General features: G+C 42.3%; 18 protein-coding genes. 13 read left to right on the top strand and 5 right to left on the bottom strand.

Going from position 1 to position 19,956, the window contains the following annotated elements; genetic code table 11:
- Nucleotides 1-24 precede the first annotated feature (24 nt).
- On the top strand, nucleotides 25-1,926 hold the full coding sequence (locus tag NXZ84_RS05855; RefSeq protein ID WP_258839322.1) for a RiPP maturation radical SAM C-methyltransferase: 1,902 nt from the start codon (nucleotides 25-27) through the stop codon (nucleotides 1,924-1,926).
- An 86-nt stretch (nucleotides 1,927-2,012) separates the two neighbouring features.
- Here the strand turns inward: NXZ84_RS05855 and NXZ84_RS05850 are convergent, their stop codons facing one another.
- The gene (locus NXZ84_RS05850; protein WP_258839321.1) at nucleotides 2,013-2,774 is read right to left on the bottom strand and encodes an SDR family NAD(P)-dependent oxidoreductase; all 762 of its coding nucleotides are present in this window, start codon (nucleotides 2,772-2,774) and stop codon (nucleotides 2,013-2,015) included.
- Between the two features lie 101 nt (nucleotides 2,775-2,875).
- Here NXZ84_RS05850 and NXZ84_RS05845 point away from each other — a divergent pair, with 101 nt between their 5' ends.
- The 3 genes from NXZ84_RS05845 (at nucleotide 2,876) to NXZ84_RS05835 (ending at nucleotide 6,046) form a co-directional block, all read left to right on the top strand.
- Nucleotides 2,876-3,262: a MerR family transcriptional regulator gene (locus NXZ84_RS05845; protein WP_258839320.1), complete on the top strand. Its 387-nt coding sequence runs from the start codon at nucleotides 2,876-2,878 to the stop codon at nucleotides 3,260-3,262.
- A gap of 158 nt (nucleotides 3,263-3,420) precedes the next feature.
- Nucleotides 3,421-5,469 carry an SBBP repeat-containing protein gene (locus NXZ84_RS15095; protein WP_309495627.1) on the top strand — a complete coding sequence of 683 codons (2,049 nt, stop codon included), beginning with the start codon at nucleotides 3,421-3,423 and terminating at the stop codon, nucleotides 5,467-5,469.
- Nucleotides 5,470-5,506: 37 nt separating this feature from the next.
- Nucleotides 5,507-6,046, top strand: a complete 540-nt coding sequence (locus NXZ84_RS05835; RefSeq protein WP_258839319.1) for a class I SAM-dependent methyltransferase — start codon at nucleotides 5,507-5,509, stop codon at nucleotides 6,044-6,046.
- A 37-nt stretch (nucleotides 6,047-6,083) separates the two neighbouring features.
- Here the strand turns inward: NXZ84_RS05835 and NXZ84_RS05830 are convergent, their stop codons facing one another.
- Complete coding sequence (locus tag NXZ84_RS05830; RefSeq protein WP_258839318.1) at nucleotides 6,084-7,100, bottom strand: S66 family peptidase; 1,017 nt, start codon at nucleotides 7,098-7,100, stop codon at nucleotides 6,084-6,086.
- 85 nt (nucleotides 7,101-7,185) lie between these two features.
- Between NXZ84_RS05830 and NXZ84_RS05825 the strand changes: the two genes are divergently transcribed.
- From NXZ84_RS05825 to NXZ84_RS05790, 8 genes are all read left to right on the top strand, one after another.
- Nucleotides 7,186-8,274 (top strand): Gfo/Idh/MocA family protein, encoded by a 1,089-nt coding sequence (locus NXZ84_RS05825; protein ID WP_258839317.1) that lies wholly within the window; start codon nucleotides 7,186-7,188, stop codon nucleotides 8,272-8,274.
- Nucleotides 8,275-8,501: 227 nt separating this feature from the next.
- Nucleotides 8,502-8,789, top strand: coding sequence for a GNAT family N-acetyltransferase (locus tag NXZ84_RS05820; protein ID WP_258839316.1), 288 nt, complete (start codon nucleotides 8,502-8,504; stop codon nucleotides 8,787-8,789).
- A 57-nt stretch (nucleotides 8,790-8,846) separates the two neighbouring features.
- Entirely contained in the window at nucleotides 8,847-10,571 is a 1,725-nt protein-coding gene (locus NXZ84_RS05815; RefSeq protein WP_258839315.1) for a sulfatase family protein, read from the top strand.
- Nucleotides 10,572-10,652: 81 nt separating this feature from the next.
- Nucleotides 10,653-11,066, top strand: coding sequence for an RrF2 family transcriptional regulator (locus NXZ84_RS05810; RefSeq protein ID WP_258839314.1), 414 nt, complete (start codon nucleotides 10,653-10,655; stop codon nucleotides 11,064-11,066).
- Between the two features lie 126 nt (nucleotides 11,067-11,192).
- Nucleotides 11,193-12,011 carry an alpha/beta fold hydrolase gene (locus NXZ84_RS05805; protein ID WP_258839313.1) on the top strand — a complete coding sequence of 273 codons (819 nt, stop codon included), beginning with the start codon at nucleotides 11,193-11,195 and terminating at the stop codon, nucleotides 12,009-12,011.
- Between the two features lie 100 nt (nucleotides 12,012-12,111).
- Complete coding sequence (locus tag NXZ84_RS05800) at nucleotides 12,112-12,816, top strand: nitroreductase family protein (protein ID WP_258839312.1); 705 nt, start codon at nucleotides 12,112-12,114, stop codon at nucleotides 12,814-12,816.
- 136 nt (nucleotides 12,817-12,952) lie between these two features.
- Complete coding sequence (gene trhO, locus NXZ84_RS05795) at nucleotides 12,953-13,861, top strand: oxygen-dependent tRNA uridine(34) hydroxylase TrhO (RefSeq protein ID WP_258839311.1); 909 nt, start codon at nucleotides 12,953-12,955, stop codon at nucleotides 13,859-13,861.
- A 78-nt stretch (nucleotides 13,862-13,939) separates the two neighbouring features.
- Nucleotides 13,940-14,836, top strand: coding sequence for an aminoglycoside phosphotransferase family protein (locus tag NXZ84_RS05790; protein ID WP_258839310.1), 897 nt, complete (start codon nucleotides 13,940-13,942; stop codon nucleotides 14,834-14,836).
- An 82-nt stretch (nucleotides 14,837-14,918) separates the two neighbouring features.
- On the opposite strand, the gene NXZ84_RS05785 is transcribed toward NXZ84_RS05790, so the two are convergent.
- The 3 genes from NXZ84_RS05785 to NXZ84_RS05775 all read right to left on the bottom strand — a co-directional run bounded on the left by NXZ84_RS05785 (nucleotide 14,919) and on the right by NXZ84_RS05775 (nucleotide 17,850).
- The gene (locus tag NXZ84_RS05785) at nucleotides 14,919-15,686 is read right to left on the bottom strand and encodes a TerC family protein (RefSeq protein WP_258839309.1); all 768 of its coding nucleotides are present in this window, start codon (nucleotides 15,684-15,686) and stop codon (nucleotides 14,919-14,921) included.
- 255 nt (nucleotides 15,687-15,941) lie between these two features.
- Entirely contained in the window at nucleotides 15,942-17,093 is a 1,152-nt protein-coding gene (locus tag NXZ84_RS05780; protein WP_258839308.1) for a cation:proton antiporter, read from the bottom strand.
- 199 nt (nucleotides 17,094-17,292) lie between these two features.
- A complete protein-coding gene (locus NXZ84_RS05775; protein WP_258839307.1) occupies nucleotides 17,293-17,850 on the bottom strand; it encodes a cysteine hydrolase family protein in 558 nt (185 codons plus the stop codon).
- 273 nt (nucleotides 17,851-18,123) lie between these two features.
- On the opposite strand from NXZ84_RS05775, the gene pepF reads away from it, so the two are divergent.
- The gene (gene pepF / locus NXZ84_RS05770) at nucleotides 18,124-19,947 is read left to right on the top strand and encodes an oligoendopeptidase F (RefSeq protein WP_258839306.1); all 1,824 of its coding nucleotides are present in this window, start codon (nucleotides 18,124-18,126) and stop codon (nucleotides 19,945-19,947) included.
- Nucleotides 19,948-19,956 lie beyond the last annotated feature (9 nt).

The raw sequence follows: 19,956 nt of genomic DNA, 5'->3' as shown, positions 1-19,956 counted from the left end.
TCACGATATTGGAGGATTATATCTATGCATATAGCACTTGTTAATATGCCATTCGCTTCATTAGGGCGACCGTCAATCGGGATTGGTTTATTAAAATCTCAAGTGGAACAGCATGGGCATACATGCAAAAATCATTATCTCAACCTTCATCTCATCGATTATATTGGAATAACGACTTACCGTCGTCTCTCTGCTACATTGCCGTCATTGTTACTAGGGGAATGGATTTTCTCCTCATCACTTCGTCCAAGTTCCCGTGAAGATGATCTTGCCTATTTAAAATTGGTAAACGAGCGAATAGGAGATACACGAGGAAGTTGGTGTGAGTCGGAAAATTTGCTACGTATGAAAGAATTAATGCCTCGCTATTTAGATGACTGCTTACAGAATGTAGACTGGGAGCAATATGATCTTGTCGGCTTTACTTCTGTTTTTGAGCAAAATCTTGCCTCATTAGGGATGGCGCAACGAATCAAACAAAAGTGGCCACATATTAAAATTGTGATGGGAGGGGCCAATTGTGAAGGACCGATGGGAGTGGCCATGATCAAGGCATTTTCTTTTCTTGATTTTGTATGTCAAGGTGAAGGGGACCTTTCTTTACCTACGCTTCTTAAACGGATGGAATGTGGTGAAACAACAGAGGATATCCCTGGGATTCTTACACCTACCAACTTAGATCATAAGTTTTCTCATAAGGCCAATATGATGACTGATCTCGATCAGCTTCCCTATCCAGATTACAACGATTACTTTGATGGTTTTGAAAAAATAGGGTTAGATTCATTCTTGCGTCCTTCTATTCCCTTTGAAACGTCACGTGGATGTTGGTGGGGAGAGAAATCACACTGCACATTTTGTGGTTTAAATGGTTTAAATATGCGCTTTCGCAGTAAAGATGCCGATAGGGCTATTGATGAAATCGTGTACTTACTTAAACGCTATCAAAAACATACTACGAGCATGGCAGCAGTGGATAATATCATTGACTACAAGTACTTTCAAGACTTTATTCCTCGTCTGATCGAACTTGATTTGGGGATTGATTTGTTTTACGAAACCAAAGCAAATATTAAAAGAGATCAACTGGAAGCGATAAAAAAAGCTGGTTTTACTTCTATCCAACCTGGAATTGAAAGCTTGATTACAGATGTACTCAAGCGAATGCGCAAGGGAATCACCATGCTGCAAAATGTGCGTTTACTCAAATGGTGCGAGGAATTTGGGATTGTTCCTTCATGGAACATCTTATATGGATTTCCGGGTGAAGATCCTGCGGATTATCAATATGTGGCTGAGGAGATCATTTCTAAACTGGTTCATTATCACCCTCCGATATGCTGTGCACCCTTTCGGTTAGATCGTTTTAGTCCTTACTTCGATTTCTCAGATCAATTTGGCATTATTAATATCAGACACAATCGCTCCTATCGATACCTATATCCTCAATTAAGTAAAGCAGAGCGTTTTCAAATCGCTTACTATTTTGAATTTGATTATGATGATCAGCGCAATCCTAGTGAATACGCCGATCAACTGAAGAAGAAAATAGATAGATGGAGTGGTAGATATGATTCTAGCTTCTTTTGTTATATTCAAATAGAAGATCGGATTCGCTTTTTTGATAACCGTACACAGGAGGATGGAGAAATTAGCGAATTGAGTGGATGGAAAGCAAAGCTATATCAAAGTACAGATGATATTAAGACAGCCAAAAGCTTATTACAGGAAATGACGAAACAGGGGTGGAAGGTAAGCTTGGAAGAGTTGACAGCGGCTCTACAGGAGTTTGTTGATCGGGGATGGATGTTACATGAAGAAAGGCGCTATCTTGCTTTAGCTATTCCAGAAGGGATATATGAGATTCCAGAAGAGATGAAAGAACTTTTGCTCACTCAAAAGGGGGAGGGAGTACTACAAGAATGAAAACAATAAAAGCGTCTCCTCGACAAAAAGAGGAGACGCTTTTACTTGAAAACACCTGATCCCTCGATGCATTCGCTTATTTTGAATTACTTTGTGTTTCTATCTACATAAGGGTAAAGTGGATCTTTCAGATGAAACTCATATGTTATGCCATCTACAATCCCAACCACTTTTTCGCTATCGTAGAGGTCGAGTAAGAACGCTGCCATCTCTTTGGCAGTATGGTACTTGGGTACGGCACCTTCGTATTCAAATGAATCAACGTCTAAAGAACGTAGAGCAAATTCGGTTTCCGTTGCGGCGGGTGCAAGCACTTTTGCTTTCATTTTGGAACCTTGACTGCGAAGTTCTTGCGCAAGCCCCTCGGTAAATGCGCTGACGTAAAATTTAGTGGCACAATACGTGACAGCGTCAGCAACAATCGTATATCCACCACCAGAGGAGATATTGATTAGCTGTGTACCTTCCACATTGGCATATTGACGAACATAAAGGGAGGAAAGAATAGTTAGCGCCTCGGTATTTAGGCGTAACATGGTTTCGATTTTAGATAGCTTTTGCTCGCCCACGGTAGCAAAGTTGCCAAACCCTGCATTATTGATCCAAGTTTCAATCTGAATCTCTTTAAGATTTTCATACAGTTTATATACATTCTCACTAATAGATAAATCCAAATTATGAATAATCACATCAAGCTTTGGATCTATGTTGTTAACTTCTTTTTTCAACTCGAGGAGCTGTTCTTGTCTACGAGCGATGACTACAAGGTTTTTACCGCGTTTTGCGAAAGCGAGCGCTGTCTCATATCCTATTCCAGAGCTAGCCCCTGTAATAACGGTGTATTTCATTTAAATACCCCCATCACTTTAATATTTGTGTGTTTCGATGTTAGTATAGACGTTAGAGTAAACTCTAAGTCAAATAAAAATTTAAGTTTGTGGGGGAAAGTATGTATACCATTAGTGAAGTAGCTAAAAAGCTAGATATAAGCGCTCATACTTTACGCTATTATGAGAAAGAAGGAATCGTTATTCCTGCACGAGATGCTCATGAAGTAAGAGTATATGATGATTCCCATATTCGATGGCTAGGGTTTGTGAAGAAATTAAGAGAAACGAAAATGCCGATTGCACAGATAAAAAAATATGCACATCTTTTGCAAGAAGGCGATCATACGACAGCTGCACGGTTGCGATTATTAGAAAAACACCACGACTCTATTCAAAAGCAGCTTCATGATCTTATCGAGACTGAAAAGATGTTAGAAAGAAAGATTGTAGCTTATAAAGAAATTATGAAGCAAACAGAAGAAGAAGAGGGTAGCGGCGCACTTTAAGTCGCTCCTGTTTTGTAGGCGGTAAAGCTCTCAAGAAAAGCTCCTCACTGATCTTGTCTATATGCTAACGCTTAAAACAATTTTTCGTTGCTTTTAACCTTGGATGGATGTTGCACATAAGATAAAGCGGCATTGTGTTATTCATTGGAGGGATAAAAGTGAAATCAATAAAAGCTGAATCACAAGAGAAGAATACCTATTTCGTGACAACAGAAGGAATCCGGTATACGTTTCTGTCGGAAGGAGTACGAATTGCACTAAGTGATACGGAGGAGTTGTTCCTTCGGTTTGTAGATGCATGTAGGGGAACTTTCCCTAAGGGGATGAATCAAAACGGAGCGGGATACGAACGAGTGATCTACGAAGGTGTGTGGCCTGGGATTGATGTCATATTTTCTAACCAGGAGGAACATCTCAAATATGATCTCCTCGTTCAGCCAGGAGCGTGTGTAGATAATATTCGCTTAAAATATGAAGGAGGATGTAACCTTACTCTTACTGAACAGGGTGATCTGCTCATCCCGATGTCAACGGGATTTCTCTGTGAAGGTAAGCCTATCAGTTTTCAGTGGATGCATGGAAAGAAGCAATTCGTATCAACCGCGTTCCACCTCTTTGCTGATGCATCCATAGGGTTTGATGTTGCTGACTATGATGCTACTCAGCCGCTTTTGATCGATCCGGTGGTCTTTTATTCAACCTATCTGGGGGGAAGTAACTTTGACCAGGGAGAAGGAATAGCGGTTAATAGTAGCCAAGAGGCGTTTCTTATAGGTCAAACCATTTCGCCTAATTTTCCTGTAACATCGGGAGCGTTTCAAACGACATTAGCTGGGTCATTTGATTCATTTGTAACAAGACTAAACGCTACCGGATCTTCCTTGCTGTATTCAACTTATTTGGGGGGCTCTGGGTCGGAGGCAACTACGCTTGTATTTACAGGGATTGCAGTAAATGAGAGCGATGAAGCTTTTGTTACCGGTACGACCACATCAGCCAATTTCCCGGTTACATCCGGTGCATTTCAAACGATGCGTAGAGGCACTCAAGATGTATTTGTGACTCGACTTAATGATACTGGTTCTGCCCTTATCTATTCCACTTACTTAGGAGGAATCGGAGAGGAACAGGGAACGGATCTTGCGATTGATGACCCTGGGAATGCTTATGTCACAGGATTTACAAATTCTACGAACTTCCCAGTAACAACAAGTGCGTTTCAAACTCTATTTGGGGGAGGTACGGATGGGTTTGTGACAAAGCTAAATACGACGGGAAGTGCGTTAGTCTACTCTACTTACCTAGGTGGGAGTGGATCGGATAGGGGCTCGGGGATTGCGTTAGATGAGGCAACCAACGCCTATATAGGAGGGCAGACAAATTCAAGCGACTTTCCAACGACTACGGGGGCATTCCAAACAGTATTGACAGGAGGTACGGATGGGTTTGTATCAAAGCTGAGTGCGACGGGGAGTAGCTTGATTTATTCCACTTTTTTGGGGGGGAGTTCACTAGACTCGGTGGGTGGGATCGCTCTAGATGAGGCGAATAATGCTTATGCAGGAGGATTTACCGATTCCACGGATTTTCCAACAACACCTAATGCCTTTCAAACTGTACTAAGTGGAACTCGCGATGGGTTTGTCTCTAAGTTGAATCCATCAGGGAGTGCGTTGGTTTACTCCACTTACTTGGGAGGAGGTAGCACCGATCTGATTTTCAGAATCGCGGTTGATTCCTTTGGTTCAGCCTGGGTAACTGGAAATACTACTTCTACCGATTTCCCGCTTACTTCAGATGCCTTTCAAGATAGCCTCAATGGCACTCAAGATGCCATCATTACGCAATTGAGTTTTTCGGGGCAAGGCATCTCTTTTTCCTCCTATTTGGGTGGAAGTGCCTCTGATCAAGGCAATGGTGTAGCGCTGGATAGTCAAGATAATGCCTACTTTACTGGAGGAACCAGTTCAACGAACTTCCCGGTTACTTTTGCTGCTTTCCAGAGTCAATTTGGAGGAGGACTGGATGCTTTTGTAACGAAAGTGGGTCAACCTTCTATCGGTGTTACCGGTCCAACGGGAGCGACTGGCCCTACAGGGGCGGCCGGAGCTACAGGAGCAACAGGGCCACGAGGGCCAAGGGGACGGCGCGGACCGAGAGGGCCGAGAGGGCCACGTGGGGCTAGTGGTGGCGAGATGGGATTGTAGGGTAAACAAAAGAAACAAAAGGAATAGGAGTACTATCATGTCAATAAAGCTCGTTTTGGGAGCAGGAGAGTATCATAATAACCCAGGTTGGATTCACACTCATGAGTCGGAAGTAAATTTATTATCTGAAAAAGATTGGTCCAGCCGTTTTCAACCTGCTTCTATCTCTGCGATAATAGCAGAACATGTGCTGGAACATCTCACTTATGAGGAGGGGCTAGAGGCGATGAGACGATGTTATCGTTACCTCAAGCCTGGTGGACACTTTCGCTGTGCTGTTCCCGACGGCTATTTTCCTGATGAGGGATATCAGCGGGTCGTACAAGTGGGAGGCCCAGGACCAAGAGATCATCCTGCAGCCGGTCATAAGATTTTATATACCTATAAAACATTGTCTCAACTATGTGAACAGGCGGGTTTTATGGTGAGGCTATTGGAATACTTCGATGAAGAAGGGGATTTTCATGCTGTAGCATGGGAAGCTAAGGATGGAGTTATCTACCGCTCACGACGGATTGACCCTCGTAATAGTGAGAAGATGGTATTCCCTTCACTTATTGTAGATGCCATGAAGTAGAGCTGAGGGAATAAGCTCCTTAGCTCTAGTTGGCTTATTATGGCCGAAAGTATTGTGTTAAGCGTCCTCGCCCTTCATTTACTTCCACTTCAGCGTAGGCACCATTAATGAAAGTGACTTGTGGAGGTTGGTGACCGCAGTCAATATCATAAATGATAGGAACTCCTAGTTCGTCAGCCAGCTCATGATAGACATCTATTTCAGTGTATTCCTGTAGGGTAGATTGAACATTACTGCGCCCAAATAAGATTCCGCTACATTTTTCAAACCATCCTGCCAACTTCATTTGTACGAGTGAACGTCTTAGATCAGTGGAAGAAAGCTCGCAGTTCTCAAAGTACCACAATAGCGGTTCATCATGAAGATGTACTCGTTGAAACGTGGCTACATCGCCGTAAGGGGTACCCATCAGGTGACGAATGATGTCGATACAGCCGCCGAGAACGCGTCCAGCAACGTGGATTGGCTGTGGTGAAATAGATTTCCACTCGGTGGGCTCGGTTAAATGAAAGACAGAGGTTGCAGAAATATCGTGTTTCCATTCCGTTTGGAAGTGGGAAGAAGAAGACTGCACAATAGCAGATCCTACTTCAGTGGAGAGCGCCTGTTCCCACATGGCAGTTGTCTCGTCCCAAATCTGACCACGCAGATCTATAAAGTTGGTGCCATGAGCGGTGGCTATCCCCGTTTGTAACGTCATTGCCATTAAGAGAAGACTTAGGTCAGAATAACCGAGTACCCATTTAGGGTTTATTCTAGAAAAGTCTAATTTATCGAGGACTTCAATCAGGAGTTCACCTCCAAATGGTGGGATGATAAGATGAATTGTATCATCTTCCATCATCTCCATCAGTTCGCGAGCACGCTCGTCAGCAGGAGCTGATTTTGCTTTTTCTTGCTGCCAAGCTGTTTTCCCAATTTGAACAGTGTAGCCCGCTTGCTCTAAGCGAGTGGATGCTTGCTGTAAAAGGTAATGGAACTCTGTTCGTACACCTGAAGAAGGAGCTGTTACCCCGATTGTCGAATGTGCTGGTAGGAATGGATATCGGATCATCGTATTCTTCCTTTCTATAATATTTACTAGATTATACATGGGAAGCTATCTATTAACAATACTAAATGGAGACAGGGGAGTAAACATGGAAAAGTTACGCGTTGGAATTATTGGAACTGGGTTTGGAGCTCAAGTACATGTACCGGTTTTTCAGTCTCATCCTGGTTTTGAAGTGAGAGCAATTTCGTCCGTTTATCGTCTGCAACATGGGCTGAATACGGAAACAGGACTAAAAGACGTGTATCGTGAAGGAATAAAAGTGTATACTGATTGGAAGAAGATGATGGAGTCAGAACAACTGGACTTGGTCACGATCGTGTCAAATCCAAGCCACCACTATGAGATGACACTAGCTGCGATTGAAATGGGGTATCATGTGTTATGCGAAAAACCGATGGCCCTTCATTCACAGCAGTCCCAAGAGATGATAGATGCGTTGACGAAACAACAACGAGTTGGGGCAATCAATTTTGAATTTCGCACTCTACCTGCTCGTAAAAAGGTGAAAGAGATAATAGAAGAGCAGCGTTTAGGAAAAATTCTACATAGCAACTATTTTGTCAGCCGCGGTGGTTATCTTCCTGCGATCGAGAAAACAATGGGATGGTTGGGGCAAGCAGATGTTGGCGGAGGATTACTAGGTGCACTGGGTTCTCATATGATTGATTCTCTCTTATGGTGGATGGACGAAGATATCATTGAGGTTAGCGGTCAACTAACTACCCATATCGAGAACGATCGACAAATGAGAGAGCAACGTACGGCAGATGACACATTTCAGGCAATGGGGCGGTTTGCGGGTGGAGCAACATTTTCATTTGGATTGTTACGTCCGAGTCGCGATGATAGGCGCACTCAACTAGAGATTTATGGTACAGAGGGAACAGTTCTTGTCAACGATGATGAAACAGTGTTATTTAAAGAAAAAGAGGAGCCCTATAAGGAGCTTTCATTAGCAAGTGGGGTGCTCGTACCAGATCACCTAGATAACGAGATGGCACGCTCGCATTATGATATCTTTTATCCGTTTGTGGAAGAGCTACACACATGTATTACGGAAAGAAAATCATCTTCACTCGTCGCCACCTTTCAAGACGGTCACCGTGTCCAACAAGTGATAGATGCAATAAAACGGTCTAATGAAACAGGAATGAGGCAAACGTTAAAATACTAAACAAAACCTGTTTGCATAACAAACCTTCAACATTCCTCTATACCTTAAGAGCAGGTGAAAACCATTTCAAATAGATATCTTTTTAAGATAGACAAAGCCTCCCCTGAAGATAGAAACATACAAATGCTGTTACGAGATGCCATTGACCCTAACAAGCGATGGTGTAACTCTCGAATTCAACTTGCTTATCAAACTTCCTTTACTAATGAACATGCGTCGATATTTGGATGGAAAGAAAGATGTCTATCGTCGGTCTAGTGGGGATAGAAGAAGTTCAACCCCGTAGTGTGATTATTCAACACATAGCAACGGACTCACTCGCACGATATAAAGGAATAGGGAGGTTGATGATTAAAGAAATCATCGCTTACACAAACGCTATTTATATAGAGGCGGAAACGGATAACGTGGCTGTCCACTTTTATCGTAAATGTGGTTTCACCATTTTTTCATTAGGGGAGAAGTATCCCGGGGTTATCCGGTATAAATGTGTTCTGAAGTTACAATACACATAACTCTCTTATTTTTCTCATATCCTTTCCTAACTCCATCGGTCAGGAAAGGTGATTAATATGAAGCATTTACGCCGTCCAAACTTTCTTCTGTTTATAGTGGATCAAGAGCGATATCCGACTGTGTATGAAACTGAAAAGCTACGACAATGGCGTACACAATATCTTAAAACACAAACACTTCTTAAACAAAATGGTTTTGAGTTTCATCGCCATTATGCAGCTAGTACTGCCTGTTGTCCCAGTCGGGCTTCCCTTTTCACAGGGCAATACCCTTCCTTGCACGGGGTTTCGCAAACACCAGGTGCTGCTAAAAGCCGGTTTGAAAAAGATATGTTTTGGCTTGATCCCAATACCGTTCCTACTATAGGAGATTATTTTCGTCAAGCAGGATATCAGACATACTACAAGGGGAAGTGGCATATCTCCCAGGCTGATATCCTCATTCCTGGGACACGTGATGCCTGGCTTACATATGAGGAGCGAACAGGTGTTCCGATACCGGAGAAAGAGCATGTTTATTTAGAAGCAGATCGTTTGTTTGACTATGGATTTTCTGGCTGGATCGGTCCGGAACCATCAGGGGAAAATGCACATAACTCTGGTTCATCTGCTGCGGTTGGGGTGAGTGGACGTGATGTGGTATATGCTGATGAGTCAGTCTCTCTTATCCATTCTCTGGAACAACAAGCGAATGAAGATCAACCTTGGTTCTTGGTCTCCTCCTTTGTCAATCCTCACGACATCGCATACTACGGGTTATATAGCCGCCTCAGTCCAGACTGGCGTTTTACTGTGCTCCCTGAAGTACCTTATGTCCCACCTGCGCCAACTGCATATGAAACGTTAGAGCGAAAACCTAGTGCACAACGAAGCTATCGAGCTCTTTATCCCTATGCCGTTCAACCATTACAAGATGATCTCCATTATCGACGTCTGTATTACTCACTGCAGGAAGAAGCCGATCAAAACATGATGAAGGTATTTCAGGCTTTACAGCAGTCTCGCTTCTATGATAATACGATTGTGATCTTTACTTCCGATCATGGAGAGTTGTTAGGCGCTCACGGAGGCCTGTTTCAAAAGTTTTATCAGGCTTATGAAGAGTCTATTCATGTCCCACTCATTATTCATCACCCTTCCATCCCAAAGAACAGGGGTACCGATACGTTAACCAGTCATGTCGATCTTCTCCCGACTATGTTAAGCCTAGCTGGGTTAGATGAGGAAGAATTACGGAGTCAGTTAATGAATGATCATACGGAAGCTCGACCTTTGGTTGGGCGAAGTTTAACCCCAATATTAAGAGAAGAACGAAGTTGTCAGGAAGAACCGATCTACTTTATGACAAATGATGACCTATTTAAGGGTGAGCAACAAGTAAGTGCTTTGGGCATTCCCTATCAAGCAGTTGTACAGCCAAATAATATTGAAACTGTTATCGTTCGCCTTCAAACGGGAGTGGGTGGGGCGATGGAGTTGTGGAAGTATAGCTGTTATTCAGATGATCCTAAGTTTTGGAATAGCCCTAACCAATATGATCAGATGACGATTCCTCAACTTCCTCCGGGACGAGAGGTATGCACAAACATTTGTCAGTATGTGAAACGTCAACCTCTTCCATCTCAGTATGAGATGTATAACTTAAGTTGTGATCCGCTAGAAATCCAGAATCTCGCTCTTGATCCCCGTTGTCAATATATTCAAACCGTATTGGCAACAATCCTGAGGCAAGAACGAACAAAAAAGAGACTATCCCCGCAAACCCAAACCCAGGTGTATTAAGGAGAAATGTATACCCTTAGTCTGGCTAGTAAATAAGATTGTCACCTCCCATATGGTACAATATAAGGGAGGTGACAAATAATGAACCCGAAGACGACGAATACAAGATGGTTCCGGTACGCACTTCAGGCTCTCGTGGTGTTGGCTAAACATGATGGTGTTTGCGCCAGTGTAGAAATGGCTGGGAAAATGGATTCACAATCTGCTTATCTGCGAAAGATTCTTCCTTCCTTGGTAAAAGCCAACCTTATTCAAGCGAAAGAGGGGCGTGATGGGGGATATTTATTAGTGCGACCTCCTCATGAGATTACGGTCGCTGATGTATATGAAGCGATGAACTTACAGGATTCGATTACAAAAGAATTGTTAGAGTCATCCTTCAATCAGTGTGTACCACGTGAGATACAAGGTACTTTCGCCCAACTAGGAAAAGAGATTGAGCAAGCTATCGTCCATACGCTCCACCAAAAAACGATTCAGGATTTCATTGATTAAGGATTGAAATACACATCATTTACACGATGTGTATTTTTTATGGAATAAAAGCGTTCAATCCTTTTGAATAGAACTTACATTCGATATATAATATCAAGATAGTTAAATGATATGGGAGTGTATAAGATGAAAATTAATTTAGACAATACTCAGATACATTATAATATTTATGGATCGGGAACAGCAGTCTTGATGATTCATGGTTTCACACCGGATCACCGTTTGATGAAGGGTTGTCTAGAGCCCGTTTTCGACGGAAAAAGAGGATACAAAAGGATATATTTTGATTTGCCTGGGATGGGAAAAACGAGAAGGTATGAACAGATAAGCACCACGGACGAGATGTTAGAGGCTGTTTTGTTCTTCATAGATGAGGTGATCGGCGATGAGCCGTTCATTATTATTGGCGAATCCTATGGTGGTTATCTTGCTCGTGGAGTGATTGCAAAAAGAAAAGAACAAATCATCGCAGCCGCGTTTATATGTCCTCTAATTAATCCGAATGAAAGAAGTCTACCTCCTCATTTTATTTGTGAACGGGATGAAGAATTTCTAACTCAACTAAGTCAGGAAGACCGAATCAATTTCGAAAAGGTGTGTGTTGTACTTAATGAACATACTTGGAATCGTTATCGAGATGAAATTTTAGCGGGCTGTAAGCTAGCTGACCATCCGTTTTTGGAGAAAATCAGGATGAATTACGCTTTTTCTTACGATATAGATAGCAAAGTAGGTTCATTTGATGAACCTACGCTTTTTCTATTAGGAAAGCAAGATTCGATAACGGGGTATGAAGATGCTTTTAACATTCTTTCCCAATTTCCCCGCGCGACTTTTGCCGTTCTTGATCAAGCAGGACATAATTTGCAAATTGAACAGGAGGGCTTATTTCACTCTTTAGTCGAAGAGTGGCTAAAGAGGGTAAGTAATAGACCCTCAGTATAGTTTACGTGTTCTCTTTTATAACTGTTCTTGACAAAAGTGCAGTTTACCTATAAACTGTTCCATGTGGAAGAACAATTAACGTTTTAAAGGAGAATGTACAATGTCCCAAAAAAGAATGGATAAGCAAGATTACTTTGATAAAATAAACGAGATCAAAGTGGAGGATAAACCACAACACCACGTCGATCCCGATTTCTTTAGTGTAGCAGAAGGAAGAAGCTCTGTTCGCCATTATGATCCTACCCATAGCATGACCGATTCGGAAATTAAAGAATTGATTGAGGTTGCTATTCAAGCTCCATCATCCTCTAACCTTCAACCTTGGCGGTTTCTTGTTATTCAAGAACCATCATTAAAAGAAAAATTATTTCCTATTGCCAATAATCAACAACAAATAAAGGATGCTTCAGCTGTCATCGCAGTCTTTGGTGACACGGAGTGGTACCAGCGGGCAGAAGAAATCTATGATATTCCCGTGCAACGAGGTTCTATGACCGAAGAGATTAAGTCCTTCTATGTTAATCAAATAATGCAACATTACGGGGAGCTATCGCTTGCTGATGCGACCCGCATGGTGATGGTTGATGGCGGCTTGGTATCGATGCAATTAATGCTAGCAGCAAAAGCAAAAGGATACGACACTGTTCCAATGGGTGGGTTTGATCCAGCTAAGTTTGCAGAAGAATTTAATGTCCCACAAACGTACTTGCCAGTGATGTTGATTGCCATAGGGAAAGCCGCTAAAGCAGGTTTTGCCAAGTTCCGGTTGCCACAAGAAGAAGTTACATTCTGGAACAAGTTTTAATCTGAATTACCTATGAGAAAAAGGCAGGTGGCTTTATGCCAACCCTGCCTTTTTCTCATAGGTTAAAGCATCGCATCCGATACATGTAGGTGCTATAATGGGATGGAAGAGATGATGGAGAAAGAGTGATTTACACATGACTGAGGCTCAAACATATCAGATTTTACTCTACTATAAATATGTTCCGATCATTGATCCGGAAGCGTTTCGTGATGAGCAGTACGCTCTTTGTGAAGAGCTCGGATTGAAGGGACGCATCCTCGTTGCAGCAGAGGGTATTAACGGGACAGTCTCTGGGCCAAGGAGACAGACGGAGCGCTACATGGAAATAATGCATGCGCACAAAAATTTTGCTGACATGCCTTTTAAAGTGGATGATTATGATGGACATGCGTTTAACCGTTTGTCGGTAAAGGTAAAAAAAGAGCTTGTCACTTTCCGCTTCGAAGATGATCCCGATCCCAATACGGATGGAGGCAAGCACCTTTCACCGAAAGAATTTTATGAGCATCTGCTTCAAGATGATGTTATCGTCATTGATGGACGCAATGACTATGAATATGAAATTGGTCATTTTCGTGGTGCCATTCGCCCTGAAGTGAATACATCACGTCAATTTGAAAAGTGGATACGAGAAAATCTGGCAGACAAGAAAGAGAAGAAAATTATCACTTACTGTACGGGCGGAATTCGCTGTGAGAAAATCACTGCGTTTATGAAGAAAGAAGGATTTCAAGATGTCGCACAACTTGATGGGGGGATTGTTTCCTACAGTAAAGATCCCGAGGTTAAAGGGAAACTCTTTGATGGGAAATGTTATGTCTTTGATCAACGTATCGCTGTGTCTATCAATCAAGAAGAGGATAAAGTTATAGGAAAGTGTCACCATTGTGGCCAGCCTTGTGATCGGTATATCAACTGTGACTATCAACCGTGTCATACACAGCATATTAGTTGCGTTTCATGTGCAACAGAGCATGATCAATGTTGTAGCCAGGCTTGTCAAGAAGCAAAAGCAGAAGAGCGCGAACTAAACAAAGTATGATGGGGGAATAAAAGAGGAAGGGTGGACACTCTTCCTCTTTTATTTATATAGAAACGAAAACGAAAGGAAAGGCCATCTATGATACCCTTAGCTGAAAAAGATGTACAACTACTTCACCGTATATATGGAGAGCAAGGACAGAAGTGGATTAAAGAGCTTCCTTTACTCTTAAAGCATTGTGAACAAGCATGGTCACTCAACATAACCTCTTATTTTCCCATTAGCTACAACATCGTAGCTAATGCCATTCAAGGAGAACGAACGGTGGTAGTAAAACTATCTCTTCCTGGGAAAGAGTTTGAACGGGAAGCAGCGGCTCTAGCTTATTACGAAGGTAGAGGGGCAGTTAACCTGTTGGAGATGGATGTAACACGGGGAGCGTTATTATTAGAACGAGTAGAGCCGGGGGAGTCTTTAAAAAGTGTACCTGACGATGAAGAAGCAACTCTCATTGCGGCTACGTTAATACAAGAGCTTTATCAACCTAAGCCGCGACATTCTACTTTTGTGCACACACGTGCGATGGAAGTAGAATGGGGGAAAATGAAAGCAAATCCTCCGTTTGCAAGCGAGATGATTATACGTGGGGAACAATTATTTTCCATTTTACACCAAACGATGCCGTCCGAACAATTCCTACATGGTGATCTCCACCATGACAATATTTTACGTTCAACGGAGGGGACATGGCGGGCGATAGACCCCAAAGGAATGGTGGGAGAACCTACATACCAAGTACTCTCCTTTTTGCTCAATCATTTGCCACCGAAAATAGAAGAGCGGATTACGCTGACTCGTCGTCGCATCGAAATTTTTGCTTCTGAACTTCAGTTGGATCCAGTACGAATCATGCAGTGGGGTTATTGCCAAGCTTTAATTTCCGCTTGGTGGCATATCGAAAGCCGTACTGAAGGTGAAACGGATGCACTACAGATGGCTGAAATATTTACTGCCTTAGAAGCTGAAATAAGCTAATAGAGCACGACGGTTGGGCGCCGTCGTGCTCTATTTCTCACCTTAGCGTACAAGTTTCTTTTCCAGGTACGGTGACTCTTATCTACGCGACTTCTTCTTTTTCTTTGGATAAGAACCATCCACCAATCGCGATGGTCAGCAGAATTCCCCAGAAAATCGCTTTCCATGCAAGGGAACTAGGGAAGGATTCATCAAGAACAGCGAGCTGAGGATGAGAAAGAGTATAAACAGCTAGTTTCACTCCCACCCAACCAACGATTAGAAAAGCGACCGTCTCTAAAGCTGGGCGTGTCTCTAGGAGAGAGCTGAAAAAAGTGGCGGCAAATCTCATTAGCACAAGGCCGATTAGCCCACCGATGAGCACGATTAGAAATTGCCCTCCATCAATTCCGCCTACTTGCGGCAAAGGGGTTTGAGGTAAGCTTACCGCGAGTGCGACTGCAGCTAAAATGGAATCTACTGCGAACACGATATCGGTTAATTCTACCTTAAACACAGTCATCCAAAAACCTGACTGAGAGGAGGGGGGAGTCGTTTCCTCTACTTTCGCCGACCTTCTTTTAATAAGCCACTTTTTCACTACATGATTAAGTGATATTACAATGAGGTAAAAAGCACCGATCGCTTGTAGCTGCCACACATGAATAAGGAACGAGATGGCAAAAAGAGAGAGAAAGCGAAAAACAAACGCCCCTGCTAATCCATAAAACAGCGCTTTCTTTCGTTCTTTTTCAGGAAGGTGTTTTACCATAACCGCAATAACCAATGCGTTGTCGGCTGCTAAAATTCCTTCGAGTATAATTAAGACCAATAAAATCCAACTATATTCTAGAATTAAAGCAATATCCATTTAAGGCACCCCTTATATGAGTTTTTTTAATAAGGGCATAGAAAAGACCTCTGCCCTTTCTTCAGCAAAGGTCTCACTAGCAACCAACTTCGTTGCCAACAAAGCCGGGGAGGAAATCCTCCCGTATTGACGACTTTATTGTACAGTTACTCCCCTTTGACTTGGTAACCATCTGTTTGAGACAACCTTGATTTTCTCTTGCTGCTTAGATCAGCCTCCCCAATGTGAGAGCAGAACCTGCCCCATCTGTATAAGCTACTTTGTCAGTGAAGGGGAAGCTTTTTTCTCGGTGAAAAACCATTTCATCATTGGAGGAGTAGCAATCGTCGTGATTAATACTACCACTACCACCACCGCAAACAATTCTTCACTTAATAATGCTGTTTCTAGACCGATAGCAGCGATGATCAAGGCGACTTCTCCTCTAGAAACCATTCCAGAACCAATGCCAAAGGAGCTTCTCCAACCAAATCCAGAGATTTTGGCCCCGATACCTGCCCCGACTAACTTGGTTAGAATGGCAATCATACTGAGAATAACGATCAAGCCTACTTGATCACCAATTCCAATAAACTCAATTGCTACACCGATGGATGTAAAAAACACGGGGACAAAAATGGAGTAGCTAATCGTTTCCACCTTTTCAAATACTTCATGCTTGTAGTCTGTTAAACTAATGCCCACCCCGGCAATATACGCACCAATAATAGCAGCGACTCCTGCAAACTCAGCAACGAAAGCATATACAAAGCAGATAATAAGCGCTGCAGAAATAACGGACTCTGTTACTTTTAGTGGGGCGAAAAGTTTTAGCACCCAGGGAATCACCTTCCAAGCAACCACAATAGCAATTGCAAAGAAAAGCACTTTTTTAATGACTACTTCCGCTAATTGAATGTCTCCACCTGCAAAGCTCATCAGAAAAGCCAAGGAGACAATAACCAGAACGTCGTCAATCACGGCTGCTCCTAAGATTGTGGTACCTTCTCTGGTTTTTAATCGATTCATTTCTTTTAGCGCTTGTACGGAGATACTTATACTGGTCGCAGAAAGAAGTAATCCTAGGAATATAGCTTCAAATTGGGGTAATTCCAACCATAATCCGGCAAGATAGCCTCCTGAGAAAGGGAGAATAATTCCCAGTATCCCTACACTGGTGGATGCTTTGCCCGTGCTCTTCAATTTATCTAGATCCGTCTCTAATCCTGCAATAAACATGAGCAGGATCACACCAATCTGGCTAATCTCCTTCAATATTTCTGTATTGGTAACAATCCCTAAAACGGTTGGGCCTAAAACGATTCCAATCAATAGTTTCCCTAATACAGCTGGTTGGCCTAATCGGACACTTAAATCGCCCGCTATTTTAGAAGCAAATAAGATTGCAGCTAACTCGATAATCAGCAAATCTTCTTCCCCTTTCCATTCATGGTTTTTATCAGTTAAAGCTTACTTCCTTCTGTTGATTGATTACATATAAGCGATTGTATCGTTACTCGAGATGTAGAGAGGAGCCATTCCGCCTTATATATACCCATTGTGGAAAAAGGATAATCCGGAAGTGACATGGTGTTCACCTTTTGTACATTTTTCGTTAGTTTCATGCTTATCTATATTTGTTGTGGGTGGGTTTGAATAAATCTTCTTGAGTATTTCGGACGATGGAAAAGTGATCAACGTTGTAATGACCGTGAAGGATTTCATTATGGTGATTGACAATATCTTCGGCAGGTAGTGATGAAGAGCCTGTTGTCGAGTGACCATCTCCAACCAGAGTGACATCGAAGTTATTGATTGTAGCAGTACGAACGGCTGTATCAATACAATGTTCCGTTTCACATCCCATAATAACAAGATGTTCAATATCTTTTTGTTTTAAAAATGCCATTAATGGTGTTCCGTAAAATGAATTAGTAGCAGTTTTATCGAATATTTTAGCAGTGGCGGGCACTTTTACTCGCTCGTGTATTTGAAAGCCCGGACCATTGCCATTTGCTACATCTTTGTCTCTTACAAAAACAACTAAAATTTGTGATTGAGTTGCCTTACGAATAACTAAATTAATATTATTCAATAGTGCTTCTTTATTATAGACACCACTCATTTCATTATTTCCCTCAACTAATTCTTGTTGAACATCAATAATAAGTAAAGCCTGTTTCAATATGAAAACCCCTTCTCAAGTTAATCAAACTAATCTTTGCCAATTATATCATAGGGCTAATGAAATAGGCGCTGTATTATGCCTACGGTAAATTAGAATTCCAATCTTTAAGGGGAGGAATATGACGAGAGGCTTTTTACTATAATCATAAGGGTATGACGTTGGAGCAGAACCTTTGTGGGCTACGAACTTTATGCAACAAGCCTCTCTGGAAAATCAGGGGCAAGACAGGTAAGATGGTAGTAGAGTACAACTATGAGGAGGAAGATGATGATGAGTGAACAAGTAAATAGTAACAGGTTACCTTTACGCTCTGAAGTAGAAGAAAAGGATACTTGGCGTTTAGAAGATATTTTCGCCACAGATGAACTATGGGAAGAAGAGTTTCATAAGTTAGCAAAGATGATTCCACAAGTGGAACAGTACAAAGGGAAATTAGGAAACTCGGCAAGTGATCTATATGCTGCGCTACAGTTTCGTGATGGGTTATCTGAGCGCCTCGGTCAGTTATATACATATGCTCATATGCGCTTTGATCAAGATACGACCAATTCTGTTTATCAATCACTTGATGATCGGGCCAAGGGCCTTCTAACGAAAGCATCCAGTCACATGTCTTTTATTGTTCCGGAGATTTTATCTCTATCTGAAGAACAAATCACAAACTACTTACAGGAGAATAAAGACTTGCAACTCTACACTCAAGAGTTAGCAGAGCTGAATCAGCAGCGTCCTCATGTTTTATCCGAAGCAGAAGAGAGTATAATGGCACAACTTTCCGAGGTAACACGCGCTTCTAGTAGCACTTTCTCAATGCTAAATAACGCTGATCTCACCTTCCCCGAGATTAAAGATAGCGATGGCAACCCGCTACAAGTGACGCATGGACGTTATAGACAGTTGCTGGACTCCACCGATCGCCGCGTTCGTCGGGATGCTTTTCAGGCAGTATACAGCACGTACGGTAGCTATATTAACACTTTTGCTAGTACGTTAAGTGGTCAAATAAAGGGACATAATGTAAAAGCACGCATTCGCAAATACGATAGCGCAAGACAAGCCGCTCTAAGTAACAATCATATCCCAGAGACGGTATACGATCAGTTAGTAGAAGGGACCAATGAACATCTTTCTCTTCTCCACCGTTATATTGCACTTCGCAAGAAAGCATTGGGGTTAGATGAGCTGCACATTTACGATATGTATACCCCGCTCATCTCAGAAGTGGAGTTTAACGTAACCTATGAAGAGGCAAAGGAAATCTTAATCGAAGCGCTCCAACCTCTCGGTGAGGAATACATCTCTATTTTAAAAGAAGCATTCGACAATCGTTGGGTGGACGTTTACGAGAACAAAGGCAAGCGAAGTGGAGCTTACTCTTCTGGAACCTATGGTACCAATCCGTATATACTGATGAATTGGCAAGATAATCTAGATAGTCTGTTTACGCTAGCTCATGAATTTGGTCATTCCATTCATAGTTACTATACACGTAAAGAGCAGCCATATCCGTATGGAAATTATACGATTTTCGTAGCTGAAGTCGCCTCTACCTGTAATGAACAGCTACTGTTGGAGTATTTGCTGAAAAAGACAGACGACCCACGTAAACGCCTCTATCTGATCAATCATTATTTAGAGTCTTTCCGGGGGACGTTTTTCCGTCAAACCATGTTTGCTGAATTTGAACATCTCATTCATCAGAAGGTGGAAGCAGGGGAAGCGCTCACACCTGACACATTAACATCTTCTTATTTAGCATTAAATAAGAAGTACTTTGGTCCTGAGGTCTCCATGGATGATGAAATCGGTCTCGAGTGGGCACGTATACCACATTTTTACTACAACTATTATGTATATCAGTATGCAACAGGATATACTGCAGCCGCGGCTCTGTCGAAAAAAATCCTAGAAGAAGGAAAGCCTGCTGTAGATCGCTATCTAGGTTTCTTAAAAGCAGGAAGCTCAGATTATCCAATCGAGGTGCTGAAAAAAGCGGGCGTCGATATGACAACTTCCGTACCTACTAAAGCATCCCTCAATCTGTTTGAAGAAAAGCTGATTGAGATGGAAAAGGCACTGGAAGCAACGAATTAAACAAAGGAA

Source organism: Mechercharimyces sp. CAU 1602 (assembly GCF_024753565.1).
Taxonomy (GTDB): Bacteria; Bacillota; Bacilli; order Thermoactinomycetales; family JANTPT01; genus Mechercharimyces.
Note: the sequence above shows the minus strand (reverse complement) of the source record. Positions and strands in the feature narration are given on the sequence as shown.